The 19,331-nt window shown below is 65.4% G+C and carries 16 protein-coding genes and 1 pseudogene; 9 read left to right on the top strand and 8 right to left on the bottom strand.

Going from position 1 to position 19,331, the window contains the following annotated elements; translation table 11 throughout:
• Positions 1 to 32 precede the first annotated feature (32 nt).
• The 3 genes from AiwAL_RS02840 to metF are packed head-to-tail and all read right to left on the bottom strand — an operon-like array spanning position 33 to position 4,050.
• Entirely contained in the window at positions 33 to 941 is a 909-nt protein-coding gene (locus AiwAL_RS02840) for a 50S ribosomal protein L11 methyltransferase (protein ID WP_262312067.1), read from the bottom strand.
• Positions 941 to 3,121, bottom strand: coding sequence for an ATP-dependent helicase (locus tag AiwAL_RS02835; protein ID WP_262312066.1), 2,181 nt, complete (start codon positions 3,119 to 3,121; stop codon positions 941 to 943). The genes AiwAL_RS02840 and AiwAL_RS02835 overlap by 1 nt, the downstream gene beginning before the upstream one ends.
• Positions 3,118 to 4,050, bottom strand: a complete 933-nt coding sequence (gene metF, locus AiwAL_RS02830) for a methylenetetrahydrofolate reductase [NAD(P)H] (protein ID WP_262312065.1) — start codon at positions 4,048 to 4,050, stop codon at positions 3,118 to 3,120. The genes AiwAL_RS02835 and metF overlap by 4 nt, the downstream gene beginning before the upstream one ends.
• 409 nt (positions 4,051 to 4,459) lie before the next feature.
• On the opposite strand from metF, the gene AiwAL_RS02825 reads away from it, so the two are divergent.
• The 8 genes from AiwAL_RS02825 (at position 4,460) to AiwAL_RS02790 (ending at position 13,069) form a co-directional block, all read left to right on the top strand.
• The gene (locus AiwAL_RS02825; RefSeq protein WP_235702753.1) at positions 4,460 to 5,269 is read left to right on the top strand and encodes a VacJ family lipoprotein; all 810 of its coding nucleotides are present in this window, start codon (positions 4,460 to 4,462) and stop codon (positions 5,267 to 5,269) included.
• Positions 5,270 to 5,282: 13 nt separating this feature from the next.
• Positions 5,283 to 5,906: a phospholipid-binding protein MlaC gene (locus AiwAL_RS02820; RefSeq protein ID WP_235702752.1), complete on the top strand. Its 624-nt coding sequence runs from the start codon at positions 5,283 to 5,285 to the stop codon at positions 5,904 to 5,906.
• Between the two features lie 257 nt (positions 5,907 to 6,163).
• A complete protein-coding gene (rimP, locus tag AiwAL_RS02815; RefSeq protein ID WP_235702751.1) occupies positions 6,164 to 6,688 on the top strand; it encodes a ribosome maturation factor RimP in 525 nt (174 codons plus the stop codon).
• 35 nt (positions 6,689 to 6,723) lie between these two features.
• The gene (nusA, locus tag AiwAL_RS02810) at positions 6,724 to 8,238 is read left to right on the top strand and encodes a transcription termination factor NusA (RefSeq protein ID WP_235702766.1); all 1,515 of its coding nucleotides are present in this window, start codon (positions 6,724 to 6,726) and stop codon (positions 8,236 to 8,238) included.
• On the top strand, positions 8,165 to 8,917 hold the full coding sequence (locus tag AiwAL_RS02805) for an RNA-binding protein (RefSeq protein ID WP_235702750.1): 753 nt from the start codon (positions 8,165 to 8,167) through the stop codon (positions 8,915 to 8,917). The genes nusA and AiwAL_RS02805 overlap by 74 nt, the downstream gene beginning before the upstream one ends.
• 113 nt (positions 8,918 to 9,030) lie before the next feature.
• Positions 9,031 to 11,688: a translation initiation factor IF-2 gene (gene infB / locus AiwAL_RS02800; protein WP_262312064.1), complete on the top strand. Its 2,658-nt coding sequence runs from the start codon at positions 9,031 to 9,033 to the stop codon at positions 11,686 to 11,688.
• Positions 11,658 to 12,104, top strand: coding sequence for a 30S ribosome-binding factor RbfA (rbfA, locus tag AiwAL_RS02795; RefSeq protein ID WP_235702748.1), 447 nt, complete (start codon positions 11,658 to 11,660; stop codon positions 12,102 to 12,104). The genes infB and rbfA overlap by 31 nt, the downstream gene beginning before the upstream one ends.
• Positions 12,105 to 12,106: 2 nt before the next feature.
• Complete coding sequence (locus tag AiwAL_RS02790; protein WP_262312063.1) at positions 12,107 to 13,069, top strand: L-threonylcarbamoyladenylate synthase; 963 nt, start codon at positions 12,107 to 12,109, stop codon at positions 13,067 to 13,069.
• Positions 13,070 to 13,136: 67 nt separating this feature from the next.
• Here AiwAL_RS02790 and AiwAL_RS02785 read toward each other — a convergent pair whose 3' ends face one another.
• Positions 13,137 to 13,985, bottom strand: coding sequence for a LysR substrate-binding domain-containing protein (locus AiwAL_RS02785; protein ID WP_235702746.1), 849 nt, complete (start codon positions 13,983 to 13,985; stop codon positions 13,137 to 13,139).
• Positions 13,986 to 14,073: 88 nt separating this feature from the next.
• Between AiwAL_RS02785 and AiwAL_RS02780 the strand changes: the two genes are divergently transcribed.
• Positions 14,074 to 15,006, top strand: a complete 933-nt coding sequence (locus tag AiwAL_RS02780) for a DMT family transporter (protein WP_235702745.1) — start codon at positions 14,074 to 14,076, stop codon at positions 15,004 to 15,006.
• Positions 15,007 to 15,149: 143 nt separating this feature from the next.
• Here the strand turns inward: AiwAL_RS02780 and AiwAL_RS02775 are convergent.
• The 4 genes and pseudogenes from AiwAL_RS02775 to AiwAL_RS02760 all read right to left on the bottom strand — a co-directional run.
• Positions 15,150 to 15,317 (bottom strand): annotated as a pseudogene (locus AiwAL_RS02775) (helix-turn-helix domain-containing protein); the annotation flags it as partial.
• Positions 15,318 to 15,363: 46 nt separating this feature from the next.
• Positions 15,364 to 15,732, bottom strand: coding sequence for a VOC family protein (locus tag AiwAL_RS02770; RefSeq protein WP_235702744.1), 369 nt, complete (start codon positions 15,730 to 15,732; stop codon positions 15,364 to 15,366).
• Positions 15,725 to 17,122: a sigma-54 dependent transcriptional regulator gene (locus AiwAL_RS02765; RefSeq protein WP_262312060.1), complete on the bottom strand. Its 1,398-nt coding sequence runs from the start codon at positions 17,120 to 17,122 to the stop codon at positions 15,725 to 15,727. Before AiwAL_RS02765 ends, AiwAL_RS02770 begins: the two co-directional genes overlap by 8 nt.
• Entirely contained in the window at positions 17,115 to 19,331 is a 2,217-nt protein-coding gene (locus tag AiwAL_RS02760) for a PAS domain-containing sensor histidine kinase (protein ID WP_262312059.1), read from the bottom strand. The genes AiwAL_RS02765 and AiwAL_RS02760 overlap by 8 nt, the downstream gene beginning before the upstream one ends.

Here is a 19,331-nt window from a genome sequence, read left to right as displayed (position 1 = left end):
GCTGGCCTCATGACAAAACCCGGATCGGGCGCTCATGCGTCCGTCCGGGTTTTTGTTTGTCCCCGCCCCGGTTTTTCGAGAACGAGGGTGGTCCATGCGCCCTCGCGGATGCGCGTCTTGAGCACCAGACCGTGCCGCCGGTGCGCGGATAGTACCCAGCGTGCCTGGGTCTCCAGCAATCCGGCGAGGATGGCGATGCCGCGCGGCGCGAGACTGGCCGCAAGCTGGTGCGCCATTGCCGCCAGCGGTCGGGCCAGGATATTCGCGAACACCAGATCATAGGGCGCGTGCCGCGCGAGCGCGGGGCTGGTCCAGCCATCGGCGCGGGCGGCGCGGAACAGCGGAGCGACGCCGTTCCGCGCCGCGTTGGCCGAAGCGACGCGCACTGCCCGAGCGTCGATATCGGTGGCCAGAACGTGCCGCCTCCAGAGTTTCGCCCCGGCGATGCCGAGCACCCCCGAGCCGGTGCCGAGATCGAGAATTTTCGCCGGTTTTCGTGCCTTGGCGACGCGTTCCAGGGCGCGCAGGCAGCCGCGCGTCGAACCATGCTCGCCGGTGCCGAAGGCGAGCCCGGCATCGAGGATCATGGTGATCCGGCCGGCAAGCGGCCGGGTTGCGATGTGAGTGCCGCGAATCGCGAAACGCGCGCCGATGCGCTGTTCCGGGAAATCCTGGACGTTGCGGGCAAGCCATCCGCCGGCGGCAACCCGAACCCGTTCGATCGCCGGCGTGACTCCGCTGGCGGCTTCGGCGAGGATCAGGGCGGCGGCGAGGTCGTCGTCCGCCTCGCCGATTTCCCGCAACCCCTCGATCATCCAGAGGCCGGTGGCCTCATCGAGAAAAAACCCGACGGTCGCGCAGCAGGAGGATAAGGCCGCCTCGAAGGCTTCCAGGCCCGATTCCGGCACGGTGACCGCGATGCGCTCGATGTATTCAGTCATTATGCGCGCTCGACGAATCGGTCGAGCACACGCTTTTCCCCGGCGCTGTCGAATTCAATGTCGAGCCGGTCATCATCAGTGTCGAGCACGATACCGTAGCCGAATTTCTGGTGGAACACGCGGGTTCCCGGCGCAATTTTGTCGGCGCGCGGCGGCCTTGCCTGGGTGTTCCATTCATCGGCGCCGCGCCGGGCGAGCAGCGGGGTCGCGGTGGCGAAAACCGGCGGCGCCGCAAGACGCTGCTCGCGCGCAAGCGCGGCCGAGCCGCCCACGGAGATACTGTCTTCCGGCAATTCCTCGATGAAGCGGGACGGCACGCTGGATTGCCAGTTGGCGTAGATGCGCCGGTTCGCGCAATGCGAAATGATCGCCCGCTGCCGCGCCCGCGTGATGCCGACATAGGCGAGCCGGCGTTCCTCCTCCAGCGATTTCGCACCGCCTTCGTCGAGCGATCGCTGATTGGGAAACACGCCTTCCTCCCAGCCGGGCAGGAATACCGTGTCGAATTCGAGACCCTTGGCGGCGTGCAGGGTCATCAGAAACACCTTGTCGTCATCGGCCTCGTTATCGTTGTCCATCACCAGGGCGACATGGTCGAGAAAGCCTTCGAGCGTCTCGAAATCGGCGAGCGCGCGGACCAGTTCCTTGAGGTTTTCCAGCCGCCCCGCCGCGTCGGGCGATTTCTGGTCCTGCCACATCGCGACATAGCCGCTTTCGTCGAGCAGCGTGGCCAGTGCGGTGACATGGCCGTCGCGGCGGAGGGTTTCGCGCCAGGCGGCGAATCCGGCGAGCAGGTCGCGCAGCCCATCCCGAGCCCGGCCGCGCAACGTGCCCGCGGCGGCGATGCGCGCGGCGGCCTCGGCGAGCGGCACGCCGTCCGCGCGGCTGCGTTCGTGCAGGGTACGCAAAGCGGTGTCGCCCAGGCCGCGTTTCGGCACGTTGACGATCCGCTCGAAGGCGAGGTCGTCGGCCGGTTGCGCGAGCACGCGCAGATAGGCGATGGCGTCGCGGATTTCGGCGCGTTCGTAGAATCGCAAACCCCCGACGATGCGATACGGCATCCCGATCGCGATGAACCGCTCCTCGAAGGCGCGGGTCTGGAATCCGGCGCGCACCAGCACCGCGCATTCGGCCAGTTTATGCGCGTCGCGGCGCAGCGCCTCGATCCGGCCGGCGACGAATCGGGACTCCTCGTCCGAATCCCAGAAGCCGAGCACCTCGACGCGCTCACCTTCGGCATCGTTGCGGCCGGGATGCAGGGTTTTGCCCAGCCGCCCCTCGTTATGGGCGATCAGGCCCGACGCGGCGGCGAGAATCGGCGCGGTCGAACGGTAATTCGCCTCCAGCCGCACGATTTTCGCGCCGGGGAAATCGGTCTCGAAGCGGAGAATGTTCTCGATCTCGGCGCCGCGCCAGGAATAGATGCTCTGGTCGTCGTCGCCCACGCAGCAGATATTCTTGTGCGCCTGGGCGAGCAGGCGCAGCCAGTAATACTGGACGAGATTGGTATCCTGATACTCGTCGACCAGGATATAGCGGAACCGGCGATGGTAGTCGGCCAGCACCTCGGCATCGCGCTTCAGCAGGTCGGTCGCGAGCAGCAGGAGATCGCCGAAATCCATCGCATTCAGGGCGCGGAGGCGGTCCTGATAGGCGGCATAGAGATCGCGCGCGCTTTCCGCGCCCCAGTCGATATCCTGATCGCCGGGCACCGAATCGGGCAGCAGCGCGCGATCCTTCCAGCGCTGGATGGTGCTCATCAGCCCTTGCGGGGTGAAGCGTTTGGTGTCCATCCGGCGCGCTTCCATCACCTGTTTCAGCAGGCGCAACTGGTCGTCGGGGTCGAGGATGGAGAAATTGGACGTCCGATCGACCCGTTCGGCATGGCGGCGCAGCATTCGCGCGGCGAGCGCATGGAACGTGCCGAGCCAAAGCCCCTCGGCGGGCTGGCCGAGCAGGGATGCGACCCGCTCGCGCATCTCGCGCGCCGCCTTGTTGGTGAAGGTGACCGCGAGGATCTGGCTGGGAAAGGCGCGGCGCGTGAGCAGGATATGGGCGAAGCGGGTGGTCAGCACGCGGGTCTTGCCGGTGCCCGCGCCGGCCAGCACCAGAACCGGGCCGTCGGTCGCTTCGACGGCTTCGCGCTGGGCAGCGTTCAGGCGGTCGAGATACGCGCTCACGAAGCCGGTTTCACCCCGAGAATCCGGGCGATCGCATAGGTCAGATCGGCGCGGTTCAGCGTGTAGAAATGGAATTCGTCGATGCCGTTGGCCTGCAGCGTGCGGACCTGCTCGGCGGCGATGCTGGCCGCGACCATCCGGCGGGTCTCGGCATCGTCGTCCAGCCCGGCGAACATCTCGCCCATCCAGGCCGGCACCGACGTGCCGCCCATTTCGCTCATCCGCCTGGCCTGGGCGAAATTGGAGACCGGCATGATCCCCGGAATGATCGGCGCGGTGACGCCGGCGGCCAGGGCGCGATCGAGAAAGTCGAGGTAATGCCCGGTTTCGAAAAACACCTGGGTGATCGCCCGGTTGGCCCCGGCATCGAGCTTGCGCTTCAGATTGTCGAGATCGGCCTCGGGGTTCGCGGCTTGCGGATGGGTTTCGGGATAGGCGGCGACCGAAATGTCGAAATCGCCGACGCGCTTGAGCCCGGCGACCAGATTGGCGGCATAGGCATAGCCCTGGGGGTGCGGTTCGTAGTCGCCGCCGCCGGGCGGATCGCCGCGCAGGGCGACGATGTGGCGCACCCCGGCCTCCCAATAGCGGCGGGCGACCGCATCGACCTCGTCGCGCGACGCTCCGACGCAGGTGAGGTGGGCTGCCGGGATCAGCGCGGTTTCCCGCACCAGGCGCAGAACGGTCGCGTGGGTGCGCTCCTGGGTCGATCCGCCGGCGCCATAGGTGACCGAGACGAAGCGCGGACCGAGCGGTTCCAGCCGGCGGATGCAGGACCAGAGCTGGGTTTCCAGCGCCTCGGTTTTCGGCGGAAAGAACTCGAAGGAAACCGCCGGCGCCGGCGCGCGCGGGCCCCGCGCCGGCAGGGGCGCGATGCGCGGGCCGGACAGCCAGCGTTCCAGGGCGGCGCGGGGCGGATCGTGACTCATCGGGGCGAACCCTCCTCCTAGCGTTCCGTTTCGGAAATTCGTTTGCATTGCCCGATAGCGTTCCACGAATTTCCGAAACGATAGAACACCAGGAAAATCAAAATCTTCCAGTGTGGCCCGTGATTCCGAAATTCCTAAAATCGCCGCCGCGAGCGGATAGGAATTTCAGAATCGCCACACCAGGATGTCGTGGCAGCAACAGCCGGGCGTTGCAAGGCCGATGCCAGGATGGGAGGCTCATGCCTGATCGCGCGGGCCATCCAGTTGATCGTGCCCGCCCTTGCGCTACATAGCGTCTCGGTAACTGGCCTATCATCGGGTCAGGCGCGGCGGAAGCTGCGCGGAACGAACGCGGGGAGCCGCGCAAAATCGAAGGCGGCTCCGTTCCCGGTGCCGATGAAGGAGGCCCATGGGCATCGCGATCAGATCGATACTCCCGGTTCTTGCGGCGGCCGGCCTGCTCGCCGGGTGTGCGACGCCGCCGCCGAGGAGCAATCAGGCGGCGTACCAGGCATACCAGCAGCAGAACGACCCGCTGAAGCCGATGAACAAGGTTTTCTACCGCTTCAACAATACGCTCGACACCTATGTGCTGAAGCCGGTGGCGCTCGGCTATATCGACGTGACCACGCCGGGGGTCCGCCGGCATGTCTCGGATTTCATGAGCAACATGCAGGCGCCGGCCCAGCTTCTCTACTTCATGGCGTCCGGCAAGCCGCGCGACGCCGGCACTACGCTGGTTCGCTTCCTGGTCAATTCCACCGTGGGCATCGGCGGGATTTTCGACCCCGCCGCCACGCTCGGCTATCGTCACGTCTATACCGATCTCGGCCTGACCCTGGCGGGCTACGGCGTGCCGGCGGGTCCGTATCTCTATCTGCCGCTGTTCGGGCCGTCCGGCGTGCGCGACGCGACCAATATTCCGGCGGATTTCGTGATGACGCCGACCTTCCCCCCGCCGCCCTCGACCGGGCTGAGCATCTTCAACTATTCCAGCGCCGGCCTCAACGTCGTGAATACCCGCGCTCAGCTGCACGGCACGATTTCGAACGTCAAGGCGACCGCGCTCGATCCTTATGCCACATTTCGGAGCCTTTATCGCCAACATCGTGCCGCACAACTCAAGACAATCAACCGGCGCGATGTCGTGACCCCGCCGGCCTGGTATCCGGCCTCGGTGCGGGCACGGATGAAGCATCAGGAATACGGTCAACAGTAGAAAGGATTACTCTATGGCTGCCTATTTCCGCCGCGTTCTGCTCGGCGCCTTCGCCCTGCTGCCCGCCCTGGCGGTCACTCCGGCCGCACGGGCCGCGGCGCCCAGCGCGCCCTCCGCCCAGCATTTCATCAAGCAATCGGGCGACAAGCTCGTCTCGATCATCAACGGACCCGGATCGACCGGCCAGAAAGCGGCCGATCTGCGCAATCTGGTGAACAACATCGTCGCGGTCGATCAGATCGGCAAATTCGTGCTCGGACGCTACTGGCGCGTCGCGACGCCGAGCCAGCGCAGCGAATACATGAATTTGTACCATCAATTGCTGGCCTACAACATCACCACCCAGATCCGCGCCTATAAGGGCGTGACCTTCACGGTCGGGCGGACGCAGACCGGCCCGCAAGGCGAGATGGTGAGCACCGTGGTCACACGGCAGGGGCAGTCGCCCGCTCATGTGCAATGGGTGGTCGACGAGGTGGGCGGTGCGCCCAAGATCGTCGACGTGGTGGTCGAGGGCACCTCGCTGCGCGTCACCGAACGCTCCGACTATGCCAGCGTGATCAACGATCACGGCGGCCAGGTCACCGCCCTGCTCGAGGCGATGAAGCAGCAGCTTCACAAGATGCAGGCCGGATAGGAAATTCTACTCCGGCGGCGATCTGGTGGCGTTCTGCTGTGCTCCGGTGCTCGCACAACACCGCCATCTCGCTCGCCGGAGCGAATTTCCAGATCGAATTTGATTGAACGCCGGTTCGATTTCGGCATCGCTCTTGATCCGGGGCGGCGCCGGGTCTATATCCTCGAAAAATCACATTCTCCAACCTTTACGGAGGTGGCCTCAACGGGCCGCCTTTTTTGTTTGTCCAGCCTGTTCGTCTGTCCGAGACCCGATCCGTGAACGATACAAGACCGCTTCATACCGGCCTCGAAGGCCGCATCGCCGATCTGATCGCCCCTGGGCTCGAATCGATCGGCTATGAACTCGTCCGCATCGCGGTGATCGGCAAGCAGCGCCCGACCGTGCAGATCATGGCCGACCGTGCCGACGACGCGCCGTTCACCCTCGACGATTGCGAGCGGATCAGCCACCTCGTCTCCGCCGTGCTCGACGTGGACGACCCGATCGCCGGCGCCTGGACCCTGGAAGTCAGCTCCGCCGGGATCGACCGGCCGCTGACCCGGGTAAAGGACTGGAACCGCTTTGCCGGGCATCTCGCGAAGATCGAGCTTGACGCGCCGATCGCCCTGGGCCGAAAGCGGATCACCGGAATCGTGCTGGGCGCGGACGAGAGGGTCGCACGGGTGAAGCTTGATACCGGCGAGACCGTCGAATTGCCGCACGCCGATATCAGGCGCGCCAAGCTGGTGCTGACCGAGGATCTGATCAAGGCGGCGGAAACGCCGCCCCCTGCCAATTGATGCTCCGCCAACCGACGAAAAAGAGCGAGATGACCATGGATACCGCGATTGCCCGCCCCGAGTTGCTGCTGGTTGCCGACGCCGTAGCCCGCGAGAAGCAGATCGACCGCGAGGAGGTGCTCGAGGCGATGGAGCAGGCCATCCAGAAGGCCGGCCGCGCGAAATACGGCCACGAGAAGGACATCCGCGCCACCATCGACCGCAAGACCGGCGATGTCCGCCTGTCGCGCTGGACCGAGGCGGTCGAGACGGTGGAGAACGAGGAAACCCAGATCCCGCTGCATATCGCGAAGAAGTTCAAGCCGGATATCGAGCTCGGCGGCCATCTGGTCGATCCGCTGCCGCCGATCGATTTCGGCCGGATCGCGGCGCAGACCGCCAAGCAGGTGATCGTGCAGCGGGTGCGCGAGTATGAGCGCAAGCGCCAGTACGACGAGTTCAAGGACCGGATCGGCGAGATCATCACAGGCACGGTCAAGCGCACCGAATACGGCAACCTCATGGTCGATCTCGGCCGCGCCGAGGCGCTGCTGCGTCGCGACGAGACGATTCCGCGCGAGAATCTGCACAATGGCGACCGGGTCCGCGCCTTCATCTATGACGTGCGCGAGGAGCCGCGAGGGCCGCAACTGTTCCTTTCGCGCACCCATCCGGGCTTTCTCGCCAAACTGTTCGCGCAGGAAGTGCCGGAGATTTACGAGGGCATCATCGAGATCAAGGCGGTCGCGCGCGATCCCGGATCGCGCGCGAAAATGGCGGTGATCTCGCGCGATTCCTCGATCGATCCGGTCGGCGCCTGCGTCGGCATGCGCGGCTCGCGGGTGCAGGCGGTGGTCGCCGAGCTGCAGGGCGAGAAGATCGACATCATTCCCTGGAGCCCGAATCCGGCGACTTTCGTGGTGAACGCGCTCGCCCCGGCCGAGGTTACCAAGGTCGTGCTCGACGAGGAGGCCGGCAAGGTCGAGGTGGTGGTGCCCGATGCGCAGCTTTCGCTGGCGATCGGCCGGCGCGGGCAGAATGTGCGCCTCGCCTCGCAACTGACGCGCTGGGATATCGATATCCTCACCGAAGCCGAGGAGAGCGAGCGCCGCCAGGAGGAATTCCGCCGGCGCAGCTACCTGTTCGTCGAGGCGCTGGACGTGGATGACGTGATCGCCGGACTGCTGGTGACCGAAGGATTTGAAGGAATCGAGGATTTGGCATCGACACCGATTGAAGAACTCGCCGAGATCGAAGGTTTCGACGAGGGCATTGCCACCGAACTGCATCGCCGCGCGGAAGTAGCGATCGAGAAGCGCGCGACCGAAATGGAAGAGCGCCGCCAGGCGCTCGGCGTTTCCGACGAATTGACCGCGGTGGACGGCCTGACGGCGCCCATGCTGGTTGCCCTTGGCGAAGCCGGAGTGAAGACGCTCGACGATCTCGCCGATCTCGCCAGCGACGAGTTGATCGAGATCGTGGGCAAGGACGCGCTGGATGAGGATGCGGCGAACGCGATCATCATGGCCGCGCGGGCCCATTGGTTCGAAGGAGACGAAAACGCTGGCTGACGCGCCGCCGCAGGATATCGCCCCCGAACCGGATGACGAGGCGGCCGATCACACCGGCCCGCAACGGCGCTGCCTGGTCACGCGCGAGCGCCGGGCACGCGAGACGATGCTGCGCTTCGTCGCGGGGCCGGACGATTCCCTGGTCTTCGACGTGGTTGCAACGCTGCCCGGTCGCGGCATGTGGTTGAGTGCAAGCCGCGATGTGATAGAGATGGCGATGAAACGCGGCGTGTTCGCCAGGGTGGCCGGCAGGCGCCTGATGGTGCCGGAACGGCTCGCCGACCGGGTGCAGAGCGTGCTGGAAAACCGGATCGTCGAATTGCTGGGGCTTGCGCGGCGCGCTGGCGCCGCGACCGGCGGTTTCGAAAAGGTCAAGGAATGGCTTGGCTCCGGCCGATGTGCGTTGCTGGTTGAGGCGGCGGATGGCAGCGTGTCCGAGCAGGCTCGTTTGCGTCAGCACCATGCGGTGCCGGTCGTGCACCCGCTGACGGCGGCTCGGCTCGGTGCCGCCTTCGGCCGCGAGAGGATGATGCATGTGGCGATCGGGGCGGGAAAGCTCGCCGGCATGATCGCGACCGAAGCCGAGCGATGCGCAGGAATCGCCGGCGGGGCCGGCGGTACCGGCGCACCCGTTGCCAGTGCGGCCCGGAGCGGGCAGAGAGAGGCCGGCTCGGGCTGAGCGCACCGCGGATGGCGGCGCGATCGGCTTCGGCGGCACGGGTATCGCTGCGGCGATAATGGCTACGGCTAGGACTGCGACTAAGAAACGGACTTGGATACGGACCGGATTATATGAGCGACGACAACGATCAGGGCGAAACCAAAGGGCGGCTCTCGCTGCGGCCGGCGAGCCGCGGCGAACTGGGGCGCACCGTCGATGCCGGTTCGGTGCGGCAGAGCTTCAGCCATGGGCGATCGAAAGTCGTTCAGGTCGAGGTCCGCAAAAAGCGCGGTGGCGCTCCGGCGGCCGCTCCCGAAACCGCCGCCCGTCCGGCGGCGGCATCCTCGCGCGGCGCCGGTCAGGCCGCAACGCCGCCGCGCAGCCTCACCGCGACCGAACAGGCCGCGCGTCAGCGTGCCGTTGCCGAACAGCAGCGCGAGGCGGCGAAACGCGAGGCGGAGCGTCGCGAGCAGGAAAAGATTTCGATCCTTTCCGCCGCCGAAGAGGCCCGTCGTCGTGCGGAGGAGGAAACTCGCGCCGCCGAAGAGGAAGCCCGCCGGCGCATCGAGGAAGAATCCCGTAAACGTGAAGAGGAAGCGGCGCGCGAGCAGGCCGCGATCACGGTCGAGCCCGCGCCGGAATCGGCGCCGCCGGCATCGTCCTCGGCGCCACGCCGGACCGAAGCGCCGGGATCTGTCCCGCCGCGCCGTCCTTCTGCCCCGGCAGCGCCTGGCCCTGCTCTGGAAACCCTGCGGCTCAAGACCGGCCGTGCGGGGGGACGTGAGGATGACGAGGAAGCCCCGCGTGTCGCCCGCCGCCCCGGCGGCGGTGCGGTCCCGGCCCGCAAGCCTGCGGCGCCCGCGCCGAAAAAGACGGTGGATGATCGCCGTCGCGGCGGTGCGCGCATCGACGTTCAGGCCGCGCTCTCGGGCGAGGATGAGCGTGTCCGCTCGCTCGCCTCGGTGCGCCGTCAGCGCGATCGCGAGCGCCGCCAGGCCGAGCTGGAAATGCTGCGCTCCGATCAGGTGCGCGTGGTGCGCGAGGTGATCCTGCCCGAGACGATCACGGTTCAGGAACTCGCGAACCGCATGGCCGCGCGGGTGCCCGAGGTGGTGAAATCGCTGATGAAGCTCGGCGTGATGGCCACCGCGACCCAGACGATCGACGCCGATACGGCGGAACTCGTGGTCGGCGAATTCGGCCATAAATCCAAGCGAGTGTCCGAAGCCGATATCGAGATCGGTCTCGAAGGCGTGCAGGACCGGCCCGAGGACCTGACGCCGCGCCCGCCGGTGGTGACCATCATGGGCCATGTCGACCACGGCAAGACCAGTTTGCTGGATGCGCTGCGCGCAACCAACGTCGCGGGTGGCGAAGCCGGCGGGATTACCCAGCACATCGGCGCCTATCAGGTCACGCTCGAATCCGGTGCGAAAATGACCTTCATCGACACGCCGGGCCATGAGGCGTTCACCGCGATGCGTGCCCGCGGCGCCTCGGTGACCGACATCGTCGTGCTGGTCGTCGCCGCCGATGACGGAGTGATGCCGCAGACGATCGAGGCGATCCGCCACGCCAAGGCGGCGAACGCGCCGATCATCGTGGCGATCAACAAAATCGACAGGCCGGACGCCAATCCCACAAGGGTGCGCACCGAGCTGCTGCAATACGACATCGCCGTCGAGGAAATGGGCGGCGAGACCCAGGATGTCGAAGTCTCGGCGCTCAAGCGCGAGGGATTGGACCGCTTGCAGGAAGCGATCCTGCTCCAGGCCGAGCTTCTCGACCTGAAGGCCAACGCGGATCGCAGTGCCGAAGGTGCCGTTATTGAAGCGCGACTCGATCGTGGGCGCGGCCCGGTCGCTACCGTTCTGGTGCAGAACGGTACGCTGCGTCAGGGTGACATGGTGGTCGCCGGCACCGAGCAGGGCCGCGTGCGCGCCATGCTCGACGATCAGGGTAAGCCGGTTATCGCCGCCGGCCCGTCGGTTCCGGTGGAAATCCTCGGTCTGTCCGGGGTTCCCGCAGCGGGGGAAGCGTTCGTCGTCGTCGAGGACGAGGGCAGGGCGCGCGAGATCGCCGAGTTCCGTCAGCGCAGGCAGCGCGACAACAGCGCCGCCGCGGGCGCTGCCGCGCGCGGCACGCTCGACCAGATGCTGGCGCGGATTCAAGCAGGGGAGCAGAAAGAGGTCGCCGTGCTCATCAAGGCCGATGTGCAGGGCAGCGCCGAGGCGATCCAGGCGACCGTGCAGAAACTCGGCAACGATGAAGTGCGCGTCCGCGTGCTGCTCGCCGGCGTCGGCCAGATTACCGAAAGCGACATCCAGCTCGCCCGCGCGTCCAGCGCGGTGGTGATCGCGTTCAACGTGCGCGCCAACGCCCAGGCCCGTCAGCTCGCGACCCGCGAAGCCGTCGATATCCGCTACTACAGCATCATCTATCAGGTCGCCGACGATATCGAGACGCTGGTGAAGGGCAAGCTCGCTCCGGTGCATCGCGAGAAGTTCCTCGGCTACGCGGAAATCCGCCAGGTGTTCAACATCACCAAGACCGGCAAGGTGGCGGGCTGTTACGTCACCGAAGGGCTGGTCAGGCGCGGCGCGGGCGTGCGCCTGCTGCGCGACGGGGTGGTGGTGCATCAGGGCGAACTGGCGCAGCTCAAGCGCTTCAAGGACGATGTGCGCGAAGTGGCGCGCGGTTATGAATGCGGCCTGTCCTTTGCCGGATTCGGTGACATTCGCGAAGGCGACGTGGTGGAATGCTACGAGACCGAAGTCGTTCCGGCGTAAGCCGTGCCGCTTTAGGCGGCAAGGCGGATCAGGGCCCGTCGCAGCGCCAGCGCCGGGTGGCCGAGGATATCCGCCACCGGCTGGCGGAGCTGTTCGCGCGCACCGAATTCCGCGACCCCGACCTTGCCGGCGTGCGCCTCACCGTGGCCGAGGTGCGGATGAGCCCGGACCTCAAGCACGCCACCGTGTTCGTCTCCCACCTCGGCCATGCCGATGTCGATCGTCTGCTACCGGCGCTGAAGCGGGTTTCGCCGTTCCTGCGCGGCGCGGTGGGCCAGGGAATGCGGACGAAATTCGTTCCCGACCTGCATTTCCAGCCGGATCACGCGCTGGATGTCGCGACCCGGATCAACGAGATCCTGCATTCGCCGGATGTCGTGCGCGATCTCGGCACGTCCGAAAAGCCGGACAAATAGGCATGACCGAGACGCTGCCCGACGATGCCGCCGGCATCGCGCGGGCGGCTGCTCTGCTCCGCGCGGGAAGTTTGGTCGCTTTCGCGACCGAGACCGTCTATGGGCTGGGCGCCGATGCCACCAACGGCGAAGCGGTCGCGGCGATTTTCGCCGCCAAGGGCAGGCCGCGCTTCAACCCGCTGATCTGCCATTACCCCGATGCCGAAGCGGCCTTCGCCGATGCGGTGGCGGATGAGCGGGCGCGCAGCCTCGCCGAAACATTCTGGCCCGGCCCGCTGACCCTGGTTCTGCCGCGCCGGGAGTCCTCGCGGATTTCCAGCCTCGCCTCCGCCGGATTACCGAGCCTCGCGGTGCGGGTGCCGGCGCACCCAGCCGCACAGGCGCTCCTGGCTGCCGTAGGTCGGCCGATCGCCGCCCCCTCGGCCAACCGCTCGGGGCGGATCAGTCCGACAAAGGCCGAACACGTACTGGCCGGTCTCGATGGAAGGATCGATGCCGTTCTGGTCTCGGGACCGACTTCTGTCGGTCTCGAATCGACAATCCTCGACCTGACCGCCGAGGTTGCGGTTCTGCTCAGGCCGGGCGGCACGCCGGTCGAGGCGCTGGAAGCGATCGTCGGGCCGATCAGCCGGATAGACGCCGCCTCTGCGATCACCGCTCCCGGCATGATGGCATCGCACTACGCGCCGCGCCTGCCCCTGCGGCTCGACGCGGTTGCGCCGGAGCCGGGCGAGGCGTGGCTCGGTTTCGGCGCGGCTCAGCCCGAAGCAAGCCTCATGGTTAATCTTTCGTCATCGGGCGATCTGACCGAGGCCGCCGCCAATCTGTTCGGCGCGCTGCATCAACTCGACGCCGAGGGAACCGCGCGCGGCCTGACCCGCATCGCCGTCGCTCCGATCCCCCATCACGGGCTCGGCCTCGCCATTAACGACCGCCTGGCGCGCGCGGCGGCGCCGCGAGCGTAACGCCGGCTTTCAATCCAAGCGGGATGTTGCCACCGAGCAAAAATCAAGAATTTAAGGTCACGCCGGGTTACGCAAGCTGCTTCAGCATGCCCTCGACAGCGTTCGTAAGAACGTCCCCTTCACTTTCCGGCCGGCGTGCCAACCCGATTTCAATATCGGTTAGCGCCGGGAGAGACTGGGAAACGGGCGCACTGACGACGCCTTGTGCCATGGCCGTCGGCAGCAGTGTGGTGACGCCCAGGCCCGCGCGCACGGCGGCATGGATGGCGGTGAGGCTGCCGCTCTCAAAAGCAATCCGCCAACATCGCCCTGCTACGCTCAGAGCCGAGAAAGCAAGGCTACGCCATCGGCATGGCTCGGAGAACATGACCAATGGCAGAGGGTCGATCGTCGCGTCGAAATTTTCCGCCGCCGCCCAAAGCAACGGAACGCGAACGCTCCAGCGCGGCGGGCGTTCGAGGAATTCGGCATCACACAGGGCAAGCTGGATTCGGCCACTATCGAGCGCTGTCCGCGTCTCCGAGCCGAGCAATGCGACCAATTCCAGCGTCGTGTCTGGGTGCAGGCGTCCGAAATCGGCGAACGCCGCCGGCAGAGACGTTCCCGTGAAATCCTCCAGGATGCCGACGCTGCACCGTCCCGAAAGTTTGGCGCGCGGAACGCCGGCCAAGGCTTCACCTGAAAGTGCGAGTATCCGCTCGGCGTAGGGGAGCAATGCGGCACCTGCCGCAGTCAGCGAAACACCCGTCGCCGCGCGCTGAAGAAGTGCCTCGCCGACAATATCTTCCAACCGGCGAAGTTGCTGGCTTAGTGCCGGTTGAGTGCGCCCGAGCGCATGTGCGGCACGGCTGATACTGCCGAGGCGCGTACAGACGAGGAAATTCCTGAGCAATCCGGTATCGAGGTCTATGGCCATAATGAAAACTTATAGGAGGCGGTAAATTTTAGCCAGATCCTTTTGGACGCATCATCTGATATGCCTCACCACTTCCTCAGGGGTGAAGATGATGGCGTTTCAGCTACGCAGACAATCGAACCGACTGACAGGCTCGGGACTCGCTTTAGGCTCGATGCTCAGCGTTCAGTTCGGCGCCGCCATCGCAGTGCCGGTGATGATTACGCACGGCTCGTTCGGTATCACGGCCATGCGATTGGCCTGCGCCGCCGTCGTCATGCTCATGCTGGCCCAGCCGAAAATCTTCCGCTTCGATCGGCGGCAATGGATCGGCACCATCGCACTTGGTGTTACCATGGCATGGATGACTTTGACCTATTTCGAGGCCGTGATCCGCATCCCGCTCGGCCCGGCGACAACCATCGACTTTCTCGGTCCACTGGCCGTCGCCGCGACTGCGCTCAAAGGCTGGTCGAGGCTTGCGCTGCCACTACTCGCGGCGGTCGGGGTCCTGGCAATAACTTATGGCGATAAGGGTTGGCTGCTCGACCCGACCGGTATGCTGTTCGCGCTCGGCGCCGGGTTTGGTTGGGGCGCCTATATCGTGCTGACCCGGCATGTCGGCCGGCTCTTTTCGGAGCAAGAGGGGCTCTGCCTGTCGCTCGTTGTGGCGGCGCTGATAGCCTTGCCGTTAGCGTTTGCCATCGAGCCGTCCGAGCTGTCGCTTGGGCAGCTTCCGGCTGCCGCGGGGCTGGCTTTACTGATGCCGCTGATCCCCTTCTCGTTCGAGATGATGGCGTTGCGGCGAATGGACATGGGCGCGTTCAGTATCCTGATGAGCCTGGAGCCGGCGATTGGGGCTGTCTTCGGATTTCTGATTCTCGGTCAGATGCTATCGATCCGACAGATCTCCGGGATTCTGGCAGTCATTATTGCAAGTATCGGAGCAGTGTACTTAACAACGATCAAGACAGCAGGCGTGGCGATCCATGAATTAGAGCCGAAACTAACATTGTCTAATTCGAAAGCTGACCACAGTTAGGTTCATAATTAACAAAAAAATGCACCACAAGGGGGGGCAAGGAAACAAGCATTTATCGGTTGCATACCCATGGTACGAACATCCCCCATACATCTCCGACATTCAAGCCGACCCGTTACAAACCTTGCGTTCCGCTCATCGAATCACCCACTCCCTACCCGATCCTCCGCACCGATCCCCAACTGCTTGAGCTTGCGGTGCAGCGCGCTGCGCTCCATGCCGACGAAATTCGCGGTGCGGCTGATATTGCCGCCGAAACGCAGTAATTGCGCCTGCAAATATTGTGTTTCGAACACGTCGCGCGCCTGGCGCGCGCGGCGGTGCCGCGTCGGTAAGGGAGCATTGTGTTTACCTCGATCATGCCGAACGATGGCAGACCGCTTCGATATTGTGACCATCCGGGTCGAGAACGAAAGCCCCATAATAATGCGGGTGATAATGCCGGCGCAGGCCGGGTTTGCCGTTGTCGCGGCCTCCTGCTTCGAGTGCTGTCGCATGAAATCGATCAACACTCGCGCGGTCCACGACCATGAACGCCACGTGGACACCCGTGATCGTTTCCGTCTTGAGGTCGATCCAGAAGAACGCCTTTCCATCGGCGCCATAGCCGGCAAATTCGTCTCTTTCGGCATAAAGACGCTCAATGCCGACGATTTTCAGGGCGGCGTCATAGAATGCTGTTGAGCGATCCATGTCGCTGACGCCGATCGTTACATGATCAAGCATTCGCCACCCGATCCTCGGCGCCGATGCCCAACTGCTTGAGCTTGCGGTGCAGCGCGCTGCGCTCCATGCCGACGAAATTCGCGGTGCGGCTGATATTGCCGCCGAAACGCAGTAATTGCGCCTGCAAATATTGTGTTTCGAACACGTCGCGCGCCTCGCGCAACGGCAAGGCCATGATGTCGGCCAGCGGGTCGATCGCCAGGGCGCGGGGCGCGTGCGCGCCGATCTCGACCGGCAAATGCTCCGCACGGAACGGTTCACCCGCTTCGCCCGGATGCATGATCATCAGCCAGTCCATCACGTTGCGCAACTGCCGCACATTGCCCGGCCAGTCATGGACCTGAAGTGCCGCCAATGCCTCGGATGACAGCACGCGCGGCGGCAGGCCCGAGGTATCGGCGGCGCGCTTGAGGAAATGCGCCGCGAGTTCCGGGATATCCTCGCGCCGTTCACGCAATGATGGCACCCGCAGCGGCACCACGGCGAGCCGGTAATACAGATCCTGGCGGAATTTTCCGTTTGCGATCGCGGCCTGGAGGTCGCGTGCCGAACTCGCGATGATCCGCAGATCCACCTTCACGCGGTGGCTGCCGCCGATGCGCTCGAAACTCTGGTCCTGCAGAACGCGAACAATCTTGCCCTGGGTTTCCAGCGGCATGTCGGCGATCTCGTCGAGCAGCAGGGTGCCGCCGTTGGCGCGCTCCAATATGCCCGCGCGGCGCGGCTGGGCGTTGGGATCGGCGCCCGCCTCGGTGCCGAACAATTCCACCTCGACGCGCTCGGGCGCCAGAATCGCGCAGTTCAGCACCATGAACGGGTTGTCGGCGCGCTTGGATTGCGCGTGGATCATCCGCGCGACGACTTCCTTGCCCGCGCCGGCCGCACCGGAGAGCAGCACCCGCGAGCCGGTGGGTGCCACCTTCTCGATGGCGTGGCGCAGCGCGTGAATCGCGGCGCTGGAACCGGTCAGGCTGGAATCGGCGCCGATGCGCAGGCGCAGTTCGGCGTTCTCGGCGGCGAGCCTTGCCGCTTCCAGCGCGCGCTGGACGATCAGCAGCAGGCGGTCGGACTTGAACGGCTTCTCGATGAAATCATAGGCGCCGTGCTGGATCGCGTTCACCGCCATCTCGATCGTGCCGTGACCGGAGATCATCACCACCGGCATATCCGGCGCTTCGGCCTTCATCACGTCGAGAATGCCGAGCCCGTCGAGCGGCGAGTTCTGCAGCCACACGTCGAGCACGACGAGCGAAGGCCGGCGGTCGCGGAACGCGGCGATCGCCTCGTCGGACGATCCTACGTTGCGCGTCGTATACCCTTCGTCCCGCAGGATCGCTTCGATCAGCAGCCGGATATCCGGCTCGTCGTCGACTATCAGGATCTCAGACATCGTTCTCCTGTTCGCTCGGCAAGGTCAGCGTCACGATCGCGCCCGGTCCGTCCTCGCGATCGGTCAGTTCAAGTCCACCATGGTGATCTTCCATGATCTTGCGCACGATGGCGAGCCCAAGCCCGGTGCCTTTCGATTTATGGGTTATATAGGGCTCCACCAGCCGGGCGCGATCATGATCCGGCAGGCCGATGCCATCGTCGATCACCGCGATACGCCGCGTCCCGCCGTTGCTGGTGATCTGGAGCGTTACATGTCCGCCTGGGTCGCCAGGGCGCATCCCGATCGAATCGGCGGCGTTCTGCAGCAGATTGGTCAGGGCCTGACCGATCAGCCTTGCGTCGCAGGGCGCGCGCGGCGCCGGATCGGGGCATTCCACCCGCCAGTTGATGCCCGGATGCGCGCTGCGCTGCAAAATCACCGCCTCGCGCGCGATGCGTCCCAGATCCTCGGATTTGATGATCGGCTGAGGCATCCGCGCGAAGGCGGAGAACTCGTCCACCATGCGGCCGATATCGCCGACATGGCGGACGATGGTGTCGGCGCACTGGGTGAAACTTTCGCGATCGGTGGTGATTTCGCGGGCGAAGCGCCGCTTCATCCGCTCGGCGGAAAGCTGGATCGGGGTGAGCGGGTTCTTGATCTCGTGGGCGATGCGCCGCGCCACATCGGCCCAGGCGGCCTTGCGTTGCGCCGATTGCAGTTCGGTGATGTCGTCGAACGTCACGACGAAGCCGGTGGCCCGTTCGCCCTTCAGATCGGCGCCGATGCGCACCAGGAACACGCGTTTCGCGTTGGCCGTGCCATGTTCGATTTCGCCGGTCGCGGGTTTTTCCGGGTGGTTCTGTGCCTGCTCGACCAAGGGTGCGAAGTCCGGCAACAGATCGACCAGTCGCTTGCCGAGATGGGCGAGCAGATCGAGGTTGAGCAGGATCGAGGCGGTGCGGTTGGGCAGTTCGATCCGCCCCTTGAGGTCGAGTCCGATGACCCCTGCCGAAACCCCGGCAAGCACGGTTTCGGTGAAGCGACGCCGTTCGTCGAGCTGGCCGTAGGCGCTCATCAGCTCGGTGCGCTGCTCGGCGATCTGCCCGGTCATGCGGTTGAAGGCGCGCGACAATCCGGCGACATCGTCGCCACTGTCGCCTTCCGGTACCCGCACCAGGTAATCGCCGCCCCGTACCCGCTCCGCCGCCTCGATCAGATAGCTGATCGGACGGGCGATCTGGTTGGCGAACACCAGCCCGATCAGCGATGCGCCGGACAGCACCAGAAGGGCGACGGTTGCGAAAATCAGCGCGAAAAACACCTCGAACTGCGCGCGGTGATGCTCCAGCCGGTTATATTCGGCGAGCGCCTGGCGGGTGCGGTCGACATGGGCGAGAATCGAGGGATCGATCGGCCGTTCGACCATCAGCATCAGGGTCGGCGTGGCGTCGAGCTGCACCACCGCGCGCTCCAGGGTCGAGTTCGGCGCGCTCCACACCGCGACCTGATGTTTCTCGGCATCCGCGATCTTGTCTTCCGGCGGCAACGTTACGCCCGCTCCCGCGAATAATCCGGCGGAGGCCACCACCTTGTTGGTCAGGGGCTCGAAAATCGCCGACTGGGTCAGCCCGTGAAGCGCGGTCTGCGCGACCAGCAGATTGAGAAACCCCTGGTTGAAGAAATTCTGGGGGTCGCCGTAGAAAATCGGCCCATTCTGATTGAGATCGTTGGCGATCGCCAGCGCGTCGAGCCGGATGCTGTTCTTCTTCGCGTCGAGATAGCCCACCGCGACCTGCTGGCTTTCCGCGAGTGCTGTGCGCACCCGCTGATTGAACCAGGCCTGGATGCCGAGATTGAAGAACACGGCGGCGAAAATCGCGACCAGGATCGCCGGTATCGCGGCGACCCCGCCGAACAGCAGCACGAGGCGCACATGCAGCCGCGCGCCCGCCGCGCCGCGCCGGCTTTCCATCACCACGCGGGTGACCCGCGCCACCAGCACCGTGATGAGCAGGAGCAGGATCGCGATATCGCCGATCGCCAGTCCGAATGCCGAGCCCGAATGGAGTTCGAGTTTGATGCCGCCCGCGAGATAGGCGAAGCTGCCGATGCCGAGCAGCAAGGCCAGGGCCGCGAGAACCAGCGTGGAGACGCGGCCGAGCAGAACGTCCAGCAATCCCGCCCGGATCGGCGACTGCACTGGATTGTTCAGCTCTTGGGTCAT

This window comes from Acidiphilium sp. AL (assembly GCF_025499445.1).
GTDB classification, from domain to species: domain Bacteria; phylum Pseudomonadota; class Alphaproteobacteria; order Acetobacterales; family Acetobacteraceae; genus Acidiphilium; species Acidiphilium iwatense.
This window is presented reverse-complemented; position numbering and strand designations above follow the sequence as displayed.

Bases quoted from the DNA above. Each gene is read 5' to 3' on its own strand.
- AiwAL_RS02840 (WP_262312067.1), bottom strand. From the start codon at position 941: ATGACTGAATACATCGAGCGCATCGCGGTCACCGTGCCGGAATCGGGC.
- metF (WP_262312065.1), bottom strand. From the start codon at position 4,050: ATGAGTCACGATCCGCCCCGCGCCGCCCTGGAACGCTGGCTGTCCGGC.
- AiwAL_RS02825 (WP_235702753.1), top strand. From the start codon at position 4,460: ATGGGCATCGCGATCAGATCGATACTCCCGGTTCTTGCGGCGGCCGGC.
- AiwAL_RS02820 (WP_235702752.1), top strand. From the start codon at position 5,283: ATGGCTGCCTATTTCCGCCGCGTTCTGCTCGGCGCCTTCGCCCTGCTG.
- nusA (WP_235702766.1), top strand. From the start codon at position 6,724: ATGGATACCGCGATTGCCCGCCCCGAGTTGCTGCTGGTTGCCGACGCC.
- AiwAL_RS02805 (WP_235702750.1), top strand. From the start codon at position 8,165: ATGAGGATGCGGCGAACGCGATCATCATGGCCGCGCGGGCCCATTGGT.
- infB (WP_262312064.1), top strand. From the start codon at position 9,031: ATGAGCGACGACAACGATCAGGGCGAAACCAAAGGGCGGCTCTCGCTG.
- rbfA (WP_235702748.1), top strand. From the start codon at position 11,658: ATGCTACGAGACCGAAGTCGTTCCGGCGTAAGCCGTGCCGCTTTAGGC.
- AiwAL_RS02790 (WP_262312063.1), top strand. From the start codon at position 12,107: ATGACCGAGACGCTGCCCGACGATGCCGCCGGCATCGCGCGGGCGGCT.
- AiwAL_RS02785 (WP_235702746.1), bottom strand. From the start codon at position 13,985: ATGGCCATAGACCTCGATACCGGATTGCTCAGGAATTTCCTCGTCTGT.
- AiwAL_RS02780 (WP_235702745.1), top strand. From the start codon at position 14,074: ATGATGGCGTTTCAGCTACGCAGACAATCGAACCGACTGACAGGCTCG.
- AiwAL_RS02770 (WP_235702744.1), bottom strand. From the start codon at position 15,732: ATGCTTGATCATGTAACGATCGGCGTCAGCGACATGGATCGCTCAACA.
- AiwAL_RS02765 (WP_262312060.1), bottom strand. From the start codon at position 17,122: ATGTCTGAGATCCTGATAGTCGACGACGAGCCGGATATCCGGCTGCTG.
- AiwAL_RS02760 (WP_262312059.1), bottom strand. From the start codon at position 19,331: ATGACCCAAGAGCTGAACAATCCAGTGCAGTCGCCGATCCGGGCGGGA.